This window comes from Nocardioides sp. Soil805 (assembly GCF_001429625.1).
Classification (GTDB): domain Bacteria; phylum Actinomycetota; class Actinomycetes; order Propionibacteriales; family Nocardioidaceae; genus Nocardioides.
Genome location: NZ_LMSU01000001.1, coordinates 600362 through 617392 on the forward strand (window position 1 = coordinate 600362; position 17031 = coordinate 617392).

Annotated in this window: 19 protein-coding genes and 1 pseudogene; 6 read left to right on the forward strand and 14 right to left on the reverse strand. The window is 71.9% G+C overall.

Features of this window, described 5'->3' with window-relative positions:
• Positions 1-4: 4 nt before the first annotated feature.
• The 7 genes from rnc to ASG94_RS03005 form a co-directional block, all read right to left on the reverse strand.
• Complete coding sequence (gene rnc, locus ASG94_RS02975; protein WP_082623892.1) at positions 5-820, reverse strand: ribonuclease III; 816 nt, start codon at positions 818-820, stop codon at positions 5-7.
• Positions 741-926, reverse strand: coding sequence for a 50S ribosomal protein L32 (gene rpmF / locus ASG94_RS02980; RefSeq protein WP_056924925.1), 186 nt, complete (start codon positions 924-926; stop codon positions 741-743). Before rpmF ends, rnc begins: the two co-directional genes overlap by 80 nt.
• A gap of 43 nt (positions 927-969) precedes the next feature.
• Positions 970-1545 (reverse strand): YceD family protein, encoded by a 576-nt coding sequence (locus ASG94_RS02985; protein WP_056924926.1) that lies wholly within the window; start codon positions 1543-1545, stop codon positions 970-972.
• A 92-nt stretch (positions 1546-1637) separates the two neighbouring features.
• Positions 1638-2126, reverse strand: a complete 489-nt coding sequence (gene coaD, locus ASG94_RS02990; RefSeq protein WP_056926251.1) for a pantetheine-phosphate adenylyltransferase — start codon at positions 2124-2126, stop codon at positions 1638-1640.
• A gap of 8 nt (positions 2127-2134) precedes the next feature.
• Positions 2135-2740: a 16S rRNA (guanine(966)-N(2))-methyltransferase RsmD gene (gene rsmD / locus ASG94_RS02995; protein WP_056924927.1), complete on the reverse strand. Its 606-nt coding sequence runs from the start codon at positions 2738-2740 to the stop codon at positions 2135-2137.
• On the reverse strand, positions 2737-4944 hold the full coding sequence (locus tag ASG94_RS03000; RefSeq protein WP_056924928.1) for an ATP-dependent DNA helicase RecG: 2208 nt from the start codon (positions 4942-4944) through the stop codon (positions 2737-2739). The genes rsmD and ASG94_RS03000 overlap by 4 nt, the downstream gene beginning before the upstream one ends.
• A gap of 4 nt (positions 4945-4948) precedes the next feature.
• Positions 4949-6583 carry a DAK2 domain-containing protein gene (locus tag ASG94_RS03005; RefSeq protein ID WP_056924929.1) on the reverse strand — a complete coding sequence of 545 codons (1635 nt, stop codon included), beginning with the start codon at positions 6581-6583 and terminating at the stop codon, positions 4949-4951.
• Between the two features lie 179 nt (positions 6584-6762).
• Here ASG94_RS03005 and rpmB point away from each other — a divergent pair, with 179 nt between their 5' ends.
• Positions 6763-6948 carry a 50S ribosomal protein L28 gene (rpmB, locus tag ASG94_RS03010; RefSeq protein WP_056885645.1) on the forward strand — a complete coding sequence of 62 codons (186 nt, stop codon included), beginning with the start codon at positions 6763-6765 and terminating at the stop codon, positions 6946-6948.
• 77 nt (positions 6949-7025) lie between these two features.
• Here the strand turns inward: rpmB and ASG94_RS03015 are convergent, their stop codons facing one another.
• Positions 7026-7988, reverse strand: coding sequence for a thiamine-phosphate kinase (locus ASG94_RS03015; protein ID WP_056924930.1), 963 nt, complete (start codon positions 7986-7988; stop codon positions 7026-7028).
• A 66-nt stretch (positions 7989-8054) separates the two neighbouring features.
• Here ASG94_RS03015 and ASG94_RS03020 point away from each other — a divergent pair, with 66 nt between their 5' ends.
• Together ASG94_RS03020 and ASG94_RS03025 are read left to right on the forward strand one after the other, a co-directional pair.
• Positions 8055-8291: an Lrp/AsnC ligand binding domain-containing protein gene (locus ASG94_RS03020; protein ID WP_056885646.1), complete on the forward strand. Its 237-nt coding sequence runs from the start codon at positions 8055-8057 to the stop codon at positions 8289-8291.
• 71 nt (positions 8292-8362) lie between these two features.
• Positions 8363-8782: a DUF3515 domain-containing protein gene (locus ASG94_RS03025; RefSeq protein WP_162260779.1), complete on the forward strand. Its 420-nt coding sequence runs from the start codon at positions 8363-8365 to the stop codon at positions 8780-8782.
• A 13-nt stretch (positions 8783-8795) separates the two neighbouring features.
• Here the strand turns inward: ASG94_RS03025 and ASG94_RS03030 are convergent, their stop codons facing one another.
• Positions 8796-9911 (reverse strand): D-alanine--D-alanine ligase family protein, encoded by a 1116-nt coding sequence (locus ASG94_RS03030; protein ID WP_056924932.1) that lies wholly within the window; start codon positions 9909-9911, stop codon positions 8796-8798.
• Between the two features lie 32 nt (positions 9912-9943).
• Between ASG94_RS03030 and ASG94_RS03035 the strand changes: the two genes are divergently transcribed.
• A complete protein-coding gene (locus ASG94_RS03035) occupies positions 9944-11041 on the forward strand; it encodes a trans-sulfuration enzyme family protein (RefSeq protein WP_056924933.1) in 1098 nt (365 codons plus the stop codon).
• 347 nt (positions 11042-11388) lie between these two features.
• Here ASG94_RS03035 and ASG94_RS03040 read toward each other — a convergent pair whose 3' ends face one another.
• Both ASG94_RS03040 and ASG94_RS03045 read right to left on the reverse strand, forming a co-directional pair.
• Positions 11389-12390, reverse strand: coding sequence for an NAD(P)H-dependent glycerol-3-phosphate dehydrogenase (locus ASG94_RS03040; protein ID WP_056924934.1), 1002 nt, complete (start codon positions 12388-12390; stop codon positions 11389-11391).
• Entirely contained in the window at positions 12387-13145 is a 759-nt protein-coding gene (locus ASG94_RS03045) for a lysophospholipid acyltransferase family protein (protein WP_056924935.1), read from the reverse strand. The genes ASG94_RS03040 and ASG94_RS03045 overlap by 4 nt, the downstream gene beginning before the upstream one ends.
• Positions 13146-13206: 61 nt before the next feature.
• Here ASG94_RS03045 and cofC point away from each other — a divergent pair, with 61 nt between their 5' ends.
• Together cofC and ASG94_RS22620 are read left to right on the forward strand one after the other, a co-directional pair.
• Complete coding sequence (cofC, locus tag ASG94_RS03050) at positions 13207-13863, forward strand: 2-phospho-L-lactate guanylyltransferase (RefSeq protein WP_082623893.1); 657 nt, start codon at positions 13207-13209, stop codon at positions 13861-13863.
• 86 nt (positions 13864-13949) lie between these two features.
• Positions 13950-14393: a hypothetical protein gene (locus ASG94_RS22620; RefSeq protein WP_442938477.1), complete on the forward strand. Its 444-nt coding sequence runs from the start codon at positions 13950-13952 to the stop codon at positions 14391-14393.
• Here ASG94_RS22620 and ASG94_RS22625 read toward each other — a convergent pair.
• From ASG94_RS22625 to leuC, 3 genes and pseudogenes are all read right to left on the reverse strand, one after another.
• A pseudogene (locus ASG94_RS22625) lies at positions 14384-14686 on the reverse strand (HU family DNA-binding protein); the annotation flags it as partial. The gene ASG94_RS22620 and the pseudogene ASG94_RS22625 sit on opposite strands and share 10 nt — an antisense overlap.
• Positions 14687-14793: 107 nt before the next feature.
• Positions 14794-15399 (reverse strand): 3-isopropylmalate dehydratase small subunit, encoded by a 606-nt coding sequence (gene leuD / locus ASG94_RS03060; protein WP_056924937.1) that lies wholly within the window; start codon positions 15397-15399, stop codon positions 14794-14796.
• Positions 15400-15502: 103 nt separating this feature from the next.
• Positions 15503-16912, reverse strand: coding sequence for a 3-isopropylmalate dehydratase large subunit (gene leuC / locus ASG94_RS03065; protein ID WP_056924938.1), 1410 nt, complete (start codon positions 16910-16912; stop codon positions 15503-15505).
• Between the last annotated feature and the right edge of the window lie 119 nt (positions 16913-17031).

A 17031-nucleotide genomic window follows, 5' to 3' on the forward strand; every position in this document is an offset into this window, starting at 1 on the left:
GGCGTCAGGGCTGCGCGACGAGCTCGGGGTGGGCGTCGGTCAGCTCGCCGTACGCCGTCTTGGCCGCACCCTGCTCGGCCTCCTTCTTGGAGCGCCCGGTGCCGTGGCCGTAGTGCTCCTCACCGACCCGGACCCGGGCGACGAAGGTCTTCATGTGATCGGGGCCGTCGTCCTCGATGACGTACTCCGGCACTCCGAGGCCCAAGGTGGCCGACAGCTCCTGGAGGGAGGTCTTCCAGTCGAGCCCGGCGCCCATCGAGGCGGCCTCCTCCATGAGCGGGTCGAACAGGCGGTGCACCACCTCGGCGGAGGCCTCGATGCCCCCGGAGAGGTGGATGGCCCCGATGACCGCCTCGACGGTGTCGGACAGGATCGAGGCCTTGTCACGACCGCCGGTTGTCTCCTCGCCGCGGCCCAGCTTGATGTGCCGGCCGAGGTCGAGGTCGCGGGCCACGCCCGCGAGGGCGCGCGCGTTGACGACCGCGGCGCGCAGCTTGGCCAGCCGGCCCTCGGAGAGGTCCGGGTGCGTGGTGTAGAGCGTCTCGGTCACGACGACCCCCAGCACCGAGTCGCCCAGGAACTCCAGGCGCTCGTTGGTGGGGATGCCGCCGTTCTCGTAGGCGAAGGACCGGTGCGTCAGGGCGCGGTCGAGCAGCCCGGGATCCAGGATCGGATCACCGAGCGCTCGGCGCAGGTCCTCGGTGGTCAGTGAACCGTCAGTTCTCTGATGAGAGGTGGTCTCAGAGGACCTGGCGACGGTCGGCGCGCGCGCCGTACTGACCGCAGGTGCCGCACGCGCGGTGCGGGAGGTGCTTGGCACCGCAGGCGGGGTTGGCGCAGGTCACCAGGGTGGGGGCCACGGCCTTCCACTGCGACCGGCGGTGGCGCGTGTTGCTGCGCGACATCTTCCGCTTCGGGACAGCCACTGTTATCTCCTGTTTGCTTCGAGCCGGACGGACGTCCGGTTGGTCAGTCTGTGGTGGTGCTCTGGTCCTGCGTCAGGGCGGTGAGCCCGGCCCAGCGCGGGTCGATCGGTTCCTCGTGCGAGTGGTCGGGGTCGTCCGCCAGCCGCGCCCCACACTCGGCGCACAGTCCGGGGCAGTCGTCCTCGCACAACGGGGTGAACGGTAGTGCGAGCACCACCGCGTCCCGCAGCAGGGGCTCGAGGTCGAGCAGGTCGTCCTCGAGCCTGCTGGTCTCGTCGTCGAGGTCGTGGTCGTCGTGCTCCACGGCCTTGTCGTGCTGGTCGGCGTACACGAACAGCTCCTGCAGCGTCACGTCGACCTCGTCGTCGATCGGCTCCAGGCACCGTGCGCACTCACCCTCGAGCGCGGCGGTTGCCGTGCCCGTGACCAGCACTCCCTCCATGACCGCCTCGAGGCGCAGGTCCAACTGGACCGGCGACCCCTCGGGGACACGCAGGACTTCGATACCGAGCTCTGCCGGCGCCGGCACCGTGATGACGACGTCCCGCTGGGACCCCGGGCGGCGGCCGAGCTCGCGAGTATCGAGCACGAGCGGCGCTCTCGGGTCCAGGCTGGTCATGAAGTCACTTCCGGTGTCCGGACACAAACAGAACCTCGGAATCGTAGCCGCCGCGTGTCTGGTCGGGCAAAACGGCCGGTCACGGAGCCGAGTCAGCCCTGCTCGCGCTCGGCCAGTCTGGCGGTCAGCCGTTCCAGCACGAAGTCGGGGACCAGCCCGGACACGTCGCCGCCGAAGGTCGCGACCTCCTTGACCAGCGAGGACGCGAGGAAGGACCACTCCGGGCTGGTGGGCACGAAGACCGTCTCGATCGGGGCCAGGGACGAGTTCATCTGGGCCATCTGGAGCTCGTAGTCGAAGTCGCTGACCGCGCGCAGCCCCTTGACGATCGCGTGGACGTCGTGGGCCAGGCAGAAGTCGGTGAGCAGGCCGGTGAAGCCGTCGACGCGGACGTTGTCCCACCCGGCGCACGCCTCGGTGAGCATGGCGATGCGTTCGTCGGCGGAGAAGAGGCGGTTCTTGGAGGCGTTGACCCCCACGGCGACGACCACCTCGTCGAAGAGGCCGGCGGCTCGCTCCACGATGTCGAGGTGGCCGTTGGTGACCGGGTCGAACGACCCGGGGCACACGGCTCGGTGCAGGGGCACGATCAGCCTTCCGTCGGCGCTGGTGTCGCCTCCGGACCGGGGTCCCTCGAGGCGCGGTGACCGTACCAAAGCATCGTCTCGCCGTACTTCTTCGACCGCTCCCCCACCAGCCCCTCGGGCCAGGCGAGCGCCGGACCGCGCGAGGCGCGCTCCACGACCACCAGGGCGCCCGGCACCAGCCACCGGCCCTCGACCAGCGCGGTGAGCACCGCGACCACCTCGTCGTCGTGCAGCGGGTAGGGAGGGTCCATGAAGACCACGTCGTAGGGCGCGGTCGGCTGCTTGCGCAGCACCGCCGCGACCGTCTGGCTGAGCACGTCGGCGCGGGTGAAGCCCAGGGTCGCGGCGTTGCGGGAGATCAGGGCGGCGGTACGACGGTCCTGCTCGACGAGCGTGACCACCCCGGCCCCTCGCGACCAGGCCTCGAGCCCCACCGCGCCCGAGCCGGCGTACAGGTCGAGGAAGCGCAGGCCGTCGAGGGAGCCGCACCACGCCTCCACCGCCGAGAAGAGCGCCTCGCGCACCCGGTCGCTGGTCGGACGCGTCTGCGACCCGCGCGGTGTCGCCAGCCGGCGTCCCCCGGCACTGCCCCCGATGATCCGCGTCACGACTTCTCCAGGAACCCTGACGCGCTCGAGAGCTCGATCGCCTGCACCGCGGCGGCGAGGTCGGGGGTGGCGGCGAGGTCGGGATCGGCGGCCAGGAGGGACTCCGCCGCGTCCCGGGCCCGGTCGATCGTGGCGGCGTCGCGCAGCACGCGCAGGCTGACGAGGCTGGAGCGGAAGCCGGACTGGTTGGCGCCGAGCACGTCGCCCTCGCGGCGTTGCTCGAGGTCGATGCGGCTGAGCTCGAAGCCGTCGGTGGTCCCCGCGACCGCGTCCAGGCGGTCGCGGGCCGGTGAGCCCGCCTCCGCGCGCGAGACCAGCAGGCACAGTCCGGGCAGGCCGCCTCGCCCGACGCGACCGCGCAGCTGGTGGAGCTGGGACACGCCGAAGCGGTCGGCGTCGAGGAGCACCATCGTGGTGGCGTTGTGGACGTCGACACCCACCTCGATGACGGTCGTGGAGACCAGCACGTCGATGTCACCGGCGGCGAAGGCGCGCATGGTGCGGTCCTTGTCGTCGGCGCCCAGCCGACCGTGGAGCACGGCGACCCGGAGCCCGGCGAGCGGACCCGCGGTGAGCTCGGCGTGCACGTCCTCGACCGCGGCGAGCGCGCGGCGCGTGGTGACGACCTCGCCGTCCTCGTCGACGTCGACCTGGTCGCGCTCGCCCTCCTCCGAGGTGTCGCCGCTGATGCGGGGGCACACGACGTACACCTGATGGCCGGCGGCGACCTCCTCGCGGACCCGCTCCCAGACCCGCGAGATCCAGGTCGGCTGCTCGGCGAGCGGGACGACGTTGGTCTGGATGGGGGCCCGGCCGGCGGGCAGCTCGGACAGCACGGACGTCTCGAGGTCGCCGAAGACGGTCATCGCGACGGTGCGCGGGATCGGCGTGGCGGTCATGACCAGGACGTGCGGCGGGGTGCCGGCCTTGTCGGTGAGGGCTGCGCGCTGCTCGACGCCGAAGCGGTGCTGCTCGTCGACGACCACGAGGCCCAGGTCGGCGAGGTCCACGGACTGCTCGAGCAAGGCATGGGTGCCGATCACGATCCCCGCCTCCCCCGATGACATCTGCTGCAGTGCCCTGTCTCGCGCAGTCTTACCCATCGAGCCCGTGAGCAACACCACTGACGTGCCGTCGGCGGCCCCGCCGAGCATGCCGCCCTGGGCGAGGTCGCCCAGCATCGCGCTGATCGAGCGGTGGTGCTGCTGGGCCAGCACCTCGGTGGGCGCCAGCAGCACGGCCTGACCGCCGGAGTCGACCACCCGCAGCATCGCGCGCAGCGCGACCAGGGTCTTGCCGGAGCCCACCTCGCCCTGGAGGAGGCGGTTCATCGGGTGGTCGCGGCCCAGCTCCTCCTCGACGAGGTCGCCGATCTCGCGCTGGCCCGCGGTCAGCTCGAAGGGCAGGCGTGCGTCGAAGCGCTCCAGCAGGCTCCCCCCGCCCGTGCGGGCACGGGCCCCCAGCGCGCGCTGCGCCGCCCGGCGACGGGCGAGCACCAGCTGGAGGACCAGCGCCTCCTCGAAGCGGAACCGCTTCTGGGCGGCGCCGACCTGCGCGTAGTCGTCGGGGCGGTGCGCCAGGCGCAGGGCGGTCATGATGTCGAGCACGTCGTGCTCGCGACGCAGCTCGGGGGTCAGCACGTCGGTCACCCCGGTGACCAGGTCGAGGGCGATGGCCATGACGCGGATGAGGTCCCAGACGTAGAGCCGGTGCGTCAGCGGGTAGACCGGCAGCAGCCTCGGCAGCGAGGCGGCCTCCCCGTCCTCGCCGAACATCAGCTGGTGCGGCTGCTCGAGCTGCCAGGTGTGGTGGAAGAGCTTGGCCTTGCCGGTGAAGAGCCCCCGGCTGCCCGGGCGCATCTCGGCGGCGTACTTCTCGGCCTGCGCGGCGTACGGGCTGAAGAAGGACAGCGTGAAGTCCAGCCCGTTGGTGCGGATGCGGACCTCGGTGCGGAACTGCTTCTTCTTGTGGGCCCAGAACTCGGTGACCCGGGACGACGCCACCTCGCCGACGACCGACATCATCTGGCCCACGACCGGCTCGGCGACCTCGGACAGCTCGGTGGACGCGACGTAGCGCCGGGGCAGGTGGTGCAGCAGCTCGCCGATCGTGCGGATGCCGAGACCCTCCTCGACGAGCTTGCGCTTGGCGTGGCTGCGCCCGAAGACCGCCGCGACGGGCGAGTCCGGGGTGATCGCGACCATGGGGCTACTCCACGCTGACCAGGAGCGGGTAACGCTCCTGGCCCCCGTCGTAGACCGTGACGTCGACGTGCGGGTGGGCCTTCTCGACGTACGCCGCGGCGCGGGCCGCGACGTCGGCCCCGCCCTCGCCGGCCACCAGCGTCACGAGCTCGCCGCCGCCGCCGAGCAGCCGCTCCACGACGTCGGCCGCCACCGCGTCGAGGTCGGTGCCCACCACGGCGAAGTCGCCGGCGATCACGCCGAGCACGTCGCCGGGCTCGCAGGGTCCGGCCATGGTCATCGCCTGCCGGGCGGCCACGGTCACCGCCCCGTGCCGCGCGTGGCGGGCGGTGGCGGTCATCTCGCGGACGTCCTGGTCGAAGGTGCGGCCGGGCTCGTGGACGGCCAGCGCGGCCAGCCCCTGCACCTGGGCGAGACTGGGGATCACCTCGACGCGGACCTCGCCCTCCTGCTCGGCGGTGCGAGCCGCGATCTCGGCCACCCGCACCGAGTCGGCGTCGTTGGGCAGCAGCACGACCTCGCCGGCACCGCAGGAGTGGATCGCCTCGAGGAGCTGACCGGTCGAGGGGCGGCGACCGGGGCCGCCGTGCACGACGACCGCCCCGGCTCCCTCGAAGAGCGCGGCCAGGCCGGGACCGGCGGCCACCGCTACCACCGCCCGCTGCCGGGTGGCCGGCACCCGGCGCGCGTCGGCGACCTGCTCGGCGAAGTGGGTGACGCGGACGCGGTGCGGGCGGCCGGCCTCGATGCCGGCCTCGATGGCCGCACCCACGTCGTCCACGTGGACGTGGACGTTCCACAGGCCTCCCCCGCCGACCACGACGAGGCTGTCGCCGAGGCCGTCGAGGGCGGCACGCAGCGGCCCGATCGCGTCGTCCTGGGCGTCGAGGAGGTACATCACCTCGTATGCCGGGCCGTCCTCGGTGAGGTGGTCGCCGGGGATGGGATGCGGGACCGGGATGCGGTGGCCGGTAAGGGTGACGGGCTCGGGCCGACGGCCGGTCGAGACGGTCTCCGCGGCGTCGAGCACCACGCACAGGCCGCGCCCCCCGGCATCGACGACGCCGGCGTCCGCCAGCTGCTGGAGCTGCTCGGGGGTGTGGAGCAGCGCCTCCCGCGCCGCGGCCGCGGCGGCGACGAACACGTCGCGAGCCCGGGCTCCGTCGTCGCCGGCACGCCCCATCGCGGCGTCCGAGGCGGCCCGGGCCACGGTGAGGATGGTGCCCTCCACCGGACGGCCGACCGCGGCGTAGCTCGCGTCCGTCGCCTGCTGCATGGCCTCCGCGACGATGCGGGCGTTGCGCTCGCCGGCGGACGCCTGCCGCAACCGGGCGGCGTACGCACCGAGCATCTGGCTCAGGATGACGCCGGAGTTGCCGCGCGCGCCCAGCAGGGCTCCCCGGGACAGCACGGCCAGCGCGTCACCGAGGGGGAGGTCGGGCTGCCTCCCGACCGCCTCGCGCAGGGCGTCGCGGGCCGCGGAGACGGTGAGGAACATGTTGGTGCCGGTGTCGCCGTCGGGCACGGGGTAGACGTTGAGGGCGTCGATCTCCTCACGTGCCCCTCCGAGCGCGTCCGAGGCGATGTCGACGAAACGCAGGATCGAGGAGGTCGAGATGCCGTGGGGTACGGTCTCCATCCCTGCGTGCCTCCCCTGTGCTGGCCCTGTGCCGATCGGTGCGAGTGCCACAGGGTAGTGCCAGTCACCGACAGCTTCGATTTCATGCCATCCGTGGTCGTCGGATAGTCTGGCGAGGTTGCCCGCTGACATCTCCGCGGGCCCCATCTGGAGAATCCTCGAACTGATCGGAGTGCACGGTGGCTGCCGTCTGCGACATCTGCGCCAAGAAGCCGGGCTTCGGCAACAACCGTCCCTGGTCGCGCAAGATCACCAAGCGTCGTTTCAACCCCAACATCCAGCGCGTCCGGGCGACCGTCAACGGCACGCCCAAGCGGATGAACGTCTGCACCGGCTGCCTCAAGGCCGGCAAGGTCTCGCGCTGACCTGCTGACAATCGTCGTCGAAGGCCCCGTCCCTGCTGGGACGGGGCCTTCGTCGTCCGTGCGGGCGACGCCCGCCGTCAGAAGTGGGTCCAGCCGGTGGGGCCGTCGTACGCCGCCCCGTCGACCGTCACGCCCTCGCCGTCGCTGACCTCGCCCACGACGAGCCAGCCGTCGGGCACGGACGCACGGTCGGAGAAGGTCGCCAGCAGGGCGTGGTCGTCCCCGCCGCCGAGGATGAAGCCGAGCGGGTCCGCGCCGAGCGCCGCGCCGACGGCGGTCAGCGGCTCGGCGATCTCGAAGGCGTCGCTGCGCACGTCGATCGCGACACCGCTCTCGTGGGCCAGGTGCCCGGCCTCGGCCAGCAGGCCGTCGGAGATGTCGATCATGGCCGTCGCGCCGGCCTCGGCGGCGATGCGTCCAGCGTCGTACGGCGGCTCGGGACGGCGGTAGGCCTCGACCAGCACCCGCGGGGAGCGGAACCCGCGGCCGAGCACGGCCAGTCCCCCGGCGGCCCAGCCCTGGCGGCCGTGCAGCGCGAGCACGTCGCCGGGCTCGGCGCCGCTGCGGACCACGGGCGCCTGCGTGCAGGCCCCGATCACGGTGACGGCGATGACGACCTCGTCGGCCCGCGTGACGTCCCCCCCGACGACGCTCGCACCGACCAGGGCGGCCTCGTCGGCGAAGCCGCGGGCGAAGTCGAGCGCCCACTGGACCGGGAGGTCGGCCGGCATGGCCATCCCGATGGTCAGCGAGTGCGCCCGCCCACCCATCGCGTTGACGTCGGAGAGGTTCTGCGCGGCCGCGCGGTGGCCCACGTCCTCCGCGCTGGCCCAGTCGCGGCGGAAGTGCCGTCCCTCGACCATCAGGTCCGTCGAGACGACGACGTGGCCGTTGCGGATGCGCAGCACCGCGGCGTCGTCCCCGGGTCCGATCAGCACGTGCTCGCCCTGCGCGAAGATGCCCGAGAGCTGCTCGATCAGGCCGAACTCACCGGCATCGGCGATGGTCGTGTCGGGCGGGTTCGAGGCGGGGGATGACATGCCTCCCATCACATCAGACGACGCGGTAGGTTGGCCGACGACACATCCGAGCAGCAAGGAGTCCAGATGGTCGTCCAGGCCTACATCCTCATCCAGACCGACGTCGGCAAGGCCGCGGAGGTCGCCGCGGCGATCGCCCAGGTCAAGGGCGTCACCCTTGCCGAGGACGTCACCGGCCCCTACGACGTCATCGTCCGCGCCGAGGCGCGCAACGTCGACGAGCTCGGCAAGCTGGTCGTCTCCAAGGTGCAGAGCCTCGACGGCATCACGCGCACGCTCACGTGCCCCGTCGTCCACATCTGACACCGCAGACCGTGCGCCCCGCGTCCCTCCGGACGCGGGGCGCAGCTGCGTTCGCGATGGCCTGCGTCCTGGTGGCATCCGCAGCCGGCTGCTCCGACCAGCCCGACCTGCGCGACCTCAGCGGAGGCGAGGCATCCGCCTGTGCCGACCTCGTCGACGCCCTGCCCGACACGCTGGCCGGCGTGGCGATGACCGACAGTGACGAGCGCACCGCCGCGTGGGGCGAGATCGAGCTGACCTGCGGGGTGGACCGGCCCGAGGAGTACGACGAGTACGCGCCGTGCCTCGAGATCCGCAACGTCGGGTGGTTCGTCCCCGACGCCGAGCTCGAGGACCTCGGCGGCGACGCCACCGCGACGGCGCTGACGCACACGCCGTACGTCGCGCTGCACGTGCCCGCGGCCGAGCGTGACGCGGGGGTCGACCAGATGCTCACCGAGCTCGCGCAGCCGGTGCGTTCCGAGCTGGAGCCGACCGAGCCCTGCAAGTGAGCCCTGTCGACGCTCAGCGCAGGCCGGTGTCGCGCTCCAGCGCCAGGGTGATCAGCCGGTCCACCAGGGCCGCGTAGTCCACGCCCGACTCGGCCCACATCTGCGGGAACATCGAGGTCGGGGTGAAGCCGGGCATGGTGTTGAGCTCGTTGATGACCAGCGAGTGGTCGGGCATCACGAAGAAGTCGACGCGCGCCAGACCCTCGCACGACAGGGCGTCGAAGGCGCGGACGGCGAGGCGTCGCAGCTCCTGCTCGACCTCGGGGGGCAGGTCGGCGGGCAGGTCGATCTCGGTCTGCTGGTCGGCGAGGTACTTGGCCTCGAAGTCGTAGAACTCGTGGTCGCCGCCGGTGCGGACCTCGGCGGGACGACTCGTCTCGGGCGCGCCGTCGCGCGTGCCCAGCACCCCGCACTCGACCTCGCGGGCCTCGACCATCGCCTGCTCGACGAGGACCTTGGGGTCGTGCTCGAAGGCCAGCTCGAGGCTCTCGCCCACCTCGGAGGCGTCGTGGATCTTGCTGATCCCGATGCTGGAGCCGCCACGGGCCGGCTTGGCGAACGCCGGGAAGCCCAGCGCCTCGACCCGGGCCAGCACGCCGGCCGGGTCGGTCTCCCACTCGCTGCGGGTGACGGTGGTGCCGGGGGTGACGGGCAGCCCCGCAGAGGCCAGGACGACCTTCATGAAGGCCTTGTCCATGCCGACGGCGGAGGCGAGCACGCCGGAGCCGACGTAGCGCACGCCGGCCATCTCCAGCATCCCTTGGAGGGTGCCGTCCTCGCCCCACGGACCGTGAAGGAGCGGGAAGACGACGTCGACCTCGCCGACGACCTCGGGGACCTGGGCGGCCCGGGTGATCACCAGGTCGGTCTCGCCCTCGGCGCCCAGCATCGCGACCATGGCCCGGCTGCCGTCGACCTCGGGCAGGTCCTTGCCGTCGATGGCGAGGCGGGCCGGGTCGTCGGCCTCGAGCACCCAGCGACCGTCCGTGGCGATGCCGACCGGCACCACGTCGTACCGCTCCCGGTCGATGGCCGCCAGGACGCTGCCGGCCGTGACGCAGGAGATGCCGTGCTCACTGGACCGACCGCCGAAGACGACGGCGACGCGGGGCTTGCGGGGCTCGTTCATTGTGCTGACCCTATCGGCCTACGCTGGCCCGCATGGCACTCGACCCGCCCACCCCGACCAGCCCCGAGCCCATCCTCAGTCCCGCCACGATCGCCGTGACGGCCGGGCGTCCGGCGCACGTCCCGGACGCTCCGCTCAACACGCCGATCACGATGGCGAGCACGTACGTCGCGGGCGGCGACCTCGAGTACGGCCGCTACGGCAACCCCACGTGGACCGCGCTCGAGGAGGCGATCGGAGCCCTCGAGGGCGGGCGTTGCCTCACCTTCTCCTCCGGCCTCGCGGCCGTCTCGACGGTGCTCGACCTGGTCGGCAACGGCGCCAAGGTCGTCGCCCCGCGGGGCGCCTACAACGGCACGATCATGCAGCTCGCCGACCTCGAGTCCCGCGGTCGCATCCGCGCCGAGCTGGTCGACATCACCGACACCGAGGCCGTCGTCGCGGCCTGCGACGACGCGGCCCTGGTGTGGCTGGAGTCCCCCACCAACCCGGGCCTCGAGCTCGCCGACATCCCGACCATCCGGGCCGCCGCGCACGAGGCGGGGGCGTACGTCGTCGTCGACAACACCTTCGCCACTCCCCTGCTGCAGACCCCGCTGGCCGACGACGTCGACCTGGTCGTCCACTCGGCCACCAAGTTCCTCGCCGGGCACAGCGACGTGCTGCTCGGAGCCATCTGCACCCGCGACGACGAGCTCTTCGCCGTCCTCAAGGGCCGCCGCGACCTGCTCGGCGCCGTACCCGGCACCCTGGAGGCCTGGCTGGTGCTGCGCGGCCTGCGCACCCTGCACCTGCGCGTCGAGCGCGCGCAGGCCAACGCCCAGGAGCTGGTCCGCCGCCTCGGCGAGCACCCTGCCGTCGGTGAGGTCCGCTACCCCGGCTTCGGGGCGATCGTCTCGATCGTGCTCGCCCAGGGTGCGATGGCCGCCGACCTGCTCACCCACAAGACGAAGCTCTGGGTGCACGCCACCTCGCTCGGCGGGGTGGAGTCCACCTTCGAGCGCAGACGCCGCTGGAAGACCGAGTCGGCCACCGTGCCCGAGGGGCTGGTCCGGCTTTCTGTCGGCGTCGAGGACGTCGAGGACCTCTGGAACGACCTGCGGGTCGCGCTGGACGGCTGCGTCGGCTGACCGACCGGGCACTTCCTGGCACCTGCACACCGCCCACCGGGCACTTCGTGACACCTGCACACCGCCCACCGGGCACTTCCTGACCGCAGGCCTGAGGGCAAAGCGCACCGACGTGCCCGGTCGGCGTACCTCAGGTGCACGGAAGTGCCCGCTCGGTACATCCCAGCTCAAGGAAGTGCCCGGTCGGCGTACGCCACGTGCATGAAGGTGCCCGCTCGGCACTTCCTACCTGCACTGAAGTGCCCGCTCGGCGCATCCCAGCCGCACGTAAGTGCCCGGTCGGCGTACGCCACGTGCAAGAAAGTGCCCGCTCGGTACATCCCAGCTGTAAGGAAGTGCCCGCTCGGTCAGTCCGTCTCGGCCTTGGTGTCGCGGGCGATGAAGGCGTTCATCATCTCCAGCGCCGTGATCCGACCGTCGATGACCGCGTCGACGTGCTCGGCGATCGGCGCGTCGATGCCGCTCTCGCGGGCCAGGGCGAGCAACGACTTGCAGGACTTGGCGCCCTCGGCCACCTGGCTCGTGGAGGCGTAGATCTCCTCGGCGGTCATGCCCTTGCCGAGGTTCTCGCCGAACGTGCGGTTGCGCGAGAGCGGCGACGAGCAGGTGGCCACGAGGTCACCGAGCCCGGCGAGGCCCATCAGGGTCAGCGGGTTGGCGCCCTGGGCCATCGCGAGCCGGGCCGTCTCAGCCAGGCCGCGGGTGATGACGGACGCGGTGGTGTTGTCGCCGAAGCCCAGCCCGACAGCCATGCCGACCGCGAGGCCGACGACGTTCTTGTAGGCACCGCCGATCTCGCAGCCCAGCACGTCGGTGGAGGTGTAGGGCCGGAACGCCGCGGTGTGGAACAGCCCCTGGAGCCGTCGGGCGACGTCCTCGTCGGCGCACGCGACCACCGAGGCGGCGGGCTCGCGACGAGCGATCTCCTTGGCCAGGTTGGGGCCGCTGACGACCGCGATGCGCTCCGGACCGGCGCCGGTGACCTCGGCGATGACCTCGCTCATCCGGTCCAGCGTGCCGAGCTCCACCCCCTTCATCAACGAGACGAGCACGGCCTTCTCGGGGATGAGCGGTGCCCACTCGGTGAGGTTGGCGCGCAGGGTCTGCGACGGGACCGTGAGCACGACGACGTCCGCGTCGGCCGCCGCGTCGGCCGCGTCGGTCGTGGCGCGCACGCTGGCCGGGAGCTCGATGCCGGGCAGGTAGCCGGTGTTCTCGCGCTTGGTGTTGATCGCCTCCGCGACCTCGTCCCGGCGTGCCCACAGCACCACCTCGTTGCCCGCGTCGCCGAGCACGACCGAGAAGGCGGTCCCCCACGAGCCGGCACTGAAGACTGCGACCTTGGTCATCCACGATCCTTCTTGTTGGGGTCGCCGATCGGGCGGACGCCCTTGGCACGGGGGTCGAACCGCTCGGCCGGCGGCTGCTCGCCGCGCAGCTCGGCGACGATGTCGGTGATGGCGGTCATGATGCGCTCGGTCGTCTCGGTGACGACCTCGGCGGTCTGGGGGCGGGCTCGCAGGTCGTCGATCTGGACGGGGCCCCCGGCCTTCATCACCACGTGCCTGCGCGGCACGAGGTGCGGATGCTTGGAGTACGGCGCCAGCACGTCCTGCGCACCCCAGTGCCCGATCGGGATCACCGGCGCCCCTGTGGCCAGCGCGATGCGGGCGGCCCCGGACTTGCCCTTCATCGGCCACAGGTCGGGGTCGCGCGTCAGCGTCCCCTCCGGGTAGACGACGACGCACTCGCCGTCGTGGACGGCGCGCACCGCGGCGTCGTACGCACCGATGGCGTTGCGGGTCAGGCGCTCCACCGGGATCTGCTGCGCGGACGTCAGCACGGTGCCGACAAAGCGGGTGCGGAACAGGCTCGACTTGGCGAGGTAGCGCGGGATGCGTCCGTGGTCGTAGACGAAGTGCGCCGTGAGCAGCGGGTCGAGGTGGGAAAGGTGGTTGGCGACGACGATGCACCCGCCCTCGGCCGGGATCCGGGTGCCGTCGATCCACGTCCGGGACGTCGCGCCCAGCAGTGTCGGCTTGATCACGGAGGCCGCGAACGCGACCGCCCAACCACGCCGCGACTGCAGCTTCCTGACCGACACCCTCGTCCACCTCTCTGATCGTCGACCCGCAGGCTACTCGCCCCGTGACAGGATCACGGCGATGTCTGCCGCCTCCTTCGTCGTCATCCTCCCGGTCAAGCCGCCGGCCCTGGGGAAGTCCCGCCTGCGCGGCCTCCCCGACGCCCAGCGCCGCGACCTCGCGGCCGCCTTCGCACGCGACACGGCGGCCGCCGCGCGTCGTACGCCGGGCGTCGTCGCCGTCCTCGCCGTCACCGACGACTTCCGCTTCGCCCGGGAGCTGGCGCAGGACGGGTGCGAGGTGATCCCCGACGGGGCGGGCGAGGACCTCAACGCCACCCTGCGCCAGGCCGCTGCCGAGGCCGACCGGCGCTGGCCCGGCGCCACGCCGGTGGCCCTGTGCGCCGACCTCCCTGCGCTGGTGCCGGACGAGCTGGCCTCGGCGCTGCAGGAGGTCTCCGGACCGACCTTCGTCCGCGACGCCGCCGGCACGGGCACCACGACGTACGCCGCTCCCCCCGACCGCTTCGAGCCGCACTTCGGGCCCGACTCGGCCGCGCGGCACCTCCGGGCCGGTGCCCGCGAGGTGGTGGCACCCGTGCGGACGCTGCGACTGGACGTCGACGACCTCGGCGACCTCGGGGGCGCGCTGGTGCTGGGCGTCGGCGCCCACACCGAGGACGCGATGTCGACGCAGCCACAGCCCGGGGACGCCGACGGCGGGCCACCCTTGGGGTGACCCGCCGCCGCACGAGGAGGAGCGGCTAGGACTTCTTGGCCGCCGTCTTCTTCGCGGTGGACTTCGACGCGGTCGACTTCGAAGCGGTGGACTTCGACGCGGCCGACTTGGACGCCGTCGACTTCGACGCGGCCGACTTGGACGCCGTCGACTTCGAGGCCGTCGACTTCGCGGGCGTGCTCTTCTTGGCCGCTGTCGCCTTGGTGGTGCTCTTCTTCGTGGCGGCCTTCTTGGCGGGCGCCTTGGTGGCCGTCGACGACGTGGACCTCGTCGAGGACTTCTTGGCCGGGGCCTTGGTGGCGGTCGACCTCGTGGCTGGAGCCTTCTTGGCAGTGGTCTTGGCAGCGGTCTTGGACGCAGCCGACTTCGAGGACGTCGACCTCGAGCCGGGCGTCGCGCGCTTGGCAGCGGCCGCGGCCGTGCCGGTCGCGACCGCGGCGACCGTGCGCACCGACGGCGGCTTGGGCATGGTGGCCGCCGTCAGCTTGGGGAGCTTCTTGGCGCCCGAGACGATGTTCTTGAGGTCCTGACCCGGCGAGAACTTCGGCACGGCCTTCTTCTTGGACTTCATCCGCTCACCGGTCTGCGGGTTGCGGACCCAGCGCGCGTTGCGCACGGCCTTCTCGAAGGAGCCGAAGCCGGTGATGGCGACCTTCTCCCCCTTGGCGACCTCGCGCGTGATCGTGTCGAGCACGGAGTCGAGCGCGTGCGCCGCCTGCTTGCGGTTCCCCTCGTAACGCGCGGCCAGCGCGTCGATGAGCTGAGTCTTGTTCACTGTCTTCCCTTCCAATGAACTCCAGCGCCGAGCCCGTGCCCGACCCATTGCTTGGCACGCTAGGCACACGTGGCGTGCGTCACAATCACCACGGGCCGGTTTTCCCCTTGTTTTTTGGGGGATTCCGGCCCGTGGCGTGCAGGAAGCAGTGTCGATCAGGCGTGCTGCGTCGCCGGCTTCCAGCTCGGCCGCGTCGCTTCGTACGCCGCGATGTCGGCGTCGTGCCCGAGCGTGATGCCGATGTCGTCGAGGCCCTCGAGCAGCCGCCACCGCGTGTAGTCGTCGATGTCGAAGGAGTCCTCGATCGCCTCCGGACCCTCACCGGCACGCACGGTGCGCGACTCCAGGTCCACCGTGACCGTGGCTCCCGGGTGCTGCTCGAGGTGGTCCCACAGCCGCTGCACGACCTTCTCGTCCACCTGCGCGGCGAGCAGGCCGGACTTGCCGGAGTTGCCGCGGAAGATGTCGGCGAAGCGGGCCGAGATGACCGCCTTGAAGCCGTAGTTCTGCAGGGCCCACACGGCGTGCTCGCGTGACGACCCGGTGCCGAAGTCAGGGCCGGCGACGAGCACGGTGCCCGCGGCGTACTCCGGCTGGTTGAGGACGAACGACTCGTCGCCGCGCCAGGCCGCGAACAGGCCGTCCTCGAAGCCGGTGCGCGTGACCCGCTTGAGGTAGACGGCCGGGATGATCTGGTCGGTGTCCACGTTGCTGCGTCGCAGCGGCACGCCGACGCCGGTGTGGGTGGTGAAGGGCTCCATGTGATCTGACTCCTGGATATGAGGATTTCGACACGCGGGTGACGGCTTCGCGGGCTCAGCCGTCCCGCTGCTCAATCTCCCGCCTTCCGATCGGGTTCGTCCCTCACCCGATCGGCGTGAGATCGGCGGGGGACGACAGGGTCCCGCGGATCGCGGTGGCCGCGGCGACGGGGACCGAGACGAGGTGGGTGCGTCCCCCCTTGCCCTGACGGCCCTCGAAGTTGCGGTTGGACGTGGACGCGCTGCGCTCCTGCGGGGCGAGCTGGTCGGGGTTCATGCCCAGGCACATCGAGCAGCCCGCACCGCGCCACTCCGCGCCGGCGTCGAGGAAGACCCGGTCGAGTCCCTCCTCCTGCGCCTGGAGCCGCACCCGCACCGAGCCGGGTACGACGAGCAGGCGGGTGCCGTCGGCGACGGTGTGGCCCTGGAGGATCTCGGCGGCCAGCCGGAGGTCCTCGATGCGCCCGTTGGTGCAGGAGCCGACGAAGACGGTGTCGACCTTGATGTCGCGCATGGGGGTGCCGGCCTCGAGGCCCATGTACTCCAGGGCCTTCTCGGTGGCGACCTTGTCGTTGGGCTCGTCGAAGTCGTCGGGGCTGGGGACGCTCGCGCCGAGCGGCACGCCCTGGCCGGGGTTGGTGCCCCACGTGACGAACGGGGTCATCTCGCTCGCGTCGAGCACGATCTCCTTGTCGAACTCGGCGTCGTCGTCGGTGCGCAGGCTGCGCCAGTGCTCGAGCGCCGCGTCCCAGTCCGCGCCCGTCGGGGCCTCGGGCTTGCCCTCGATGTAGTCGAAGGTCGTCTGGTCGGGCGCGATCATGCCGGCCTTGGCGCCCCACTCGATGGACATGTTGCACACGGTCATCCGGCCCTCCATGGAGAGCTCCTCGATGGCCGGTCCGCGGTACTCCACGATGTAGCCCTGTCCCCCGCCCGTGCCGGTGTGGGCGATGAGGGTCAGCACGAGGTCCTTGGCGGTCACGCCCTCGGGCAGCGAGCCGTTGACGGTGACGGCCATCGTCTTCGGCTTCGCCTGCATCAGCGTCTGGGTGGCGAGCACGTGCTCGACCTCGGAGGTGCCGATGCCGAACGCGATCGCGCCGAAGGCGCCGTGGGTCGAGGTGTGCGAGTCGCCGCACACGATCGTCATGCCGGGCTGGGTCAGGCCGAGCTGGGGGCCGACGACGTGCACGATGCCCTGCTCCACGTCACCGAGCGGGTGCAGGCGCACGCCGAACTCGGCGGCGTTCCTGCGCAGCGTGTCGACCTGGGTCTTGCTCACCGGGTCGGCGATCGGCTTGTCCCAGTCGAGGGTGGGGACGTTGTGGTCCTCGGTGGCCAGCGTGAGGTCCGGGCGACGCACCTGCCTCCCGGCGAGACGCAACCCGTCGAAGGCCTGCGGCGAGGTCACCTCGTGGATGAGGTGCAGGTCGATGAAGAGGAGATCAGGCTCTCCCTCGGCACTGCGGACGACGTGCTCGTCCCACACCTTCTCGGCCAAGGTCTTGCCCATGACGTGCTCTCCTTCGTGGTGATCGCGTACGGCGGTGGGTGCTCGCGACACGTGGGGTGGTCCGGGGTCCTGGGTGGGGCTCCCGGTGGTGGTCTCCGACACTACCGCTTGCGTCCCAT

Bases quoted from the DNA above. Each gene is read 5' to 3' on its own strand.
- cofC (WP_082623893.1), top strand. From the start codon at position 13,207: ATGTCTGCCGCCTCCTTCGTCGTCATCCTCCCGGTCAAGCCGCCGGCC.
- ASG94_RS03030 (WP_056924932.1), bottom strand. From the start codon at position 9,911: ATGAACGAGCCCCGCAAGCCCCGCGTCGCCGTCGTCTTCGGCGGTCGG.
- ASG94_RS03035 (WP_056924933.1), top strand. From the start codon at position 9,944: ATGGCACTCGACCCGCCCACCCCGACCAGCCCCGAGCCCATCCTCAGT.
- ASG94_RS03015 (WP_056924930.1), bottom strand. From the start codon at position 7,988: ATGTCATCCCCCGCCTCGAACCCGCCCGACACGACCATCGCCGATGCC.
- leuD (WP_056924937.1), bottom strand. From the start codon at position 15,399: ATGGAGCCCTTCACCACCCACACCGGCGTCGGCGTGCCGCTGCGACGC.
- ASG94_RS03040 (WP_056924934.1), bottom strand. From the start codon at position 12,390: ATGACCAAGGTCGCAGTCTTCAGTGCCGGCTCGTGGGGGACCGCCTTC.
- ASG94_RS03005 (WP_056924929.1), bottom strand. From the start codon at position 6,583: ATGGAGACCGTACCCCACGGCATCTCGACCTCCTCGATCCTGCGTTTC.
- ASG94_RS03020 (WP_056885646.1), top strand. From the start codon at position 8,055: ATGGTCGTCCAGGCCTACATCCTCATCCAGACCGACGTCGGCAAGGCC.
- ASG94_RS03000 (WP_056924928.1), bottom strand. From the start codon at position 4,944: ATGGTCGCGATCACCCCGGACTCGCCCGTCGCGGCGGTCTTCGGGCGC.
- leuC (WP_056924938.1), bottom strand. From the start codon at position 16,912: ATGGGCAAGACCTTGGCCGAGAAGGTGTGGGACGAGCACGTCGTCCGC.
- ASG94_RS02985 (WP_056924926.1), bottom strand. From the start codon at position 1,545: ATGACCAGCCTGGACCCGAGAGCGCCGCTCGTGCTCGATACTCGCGAG.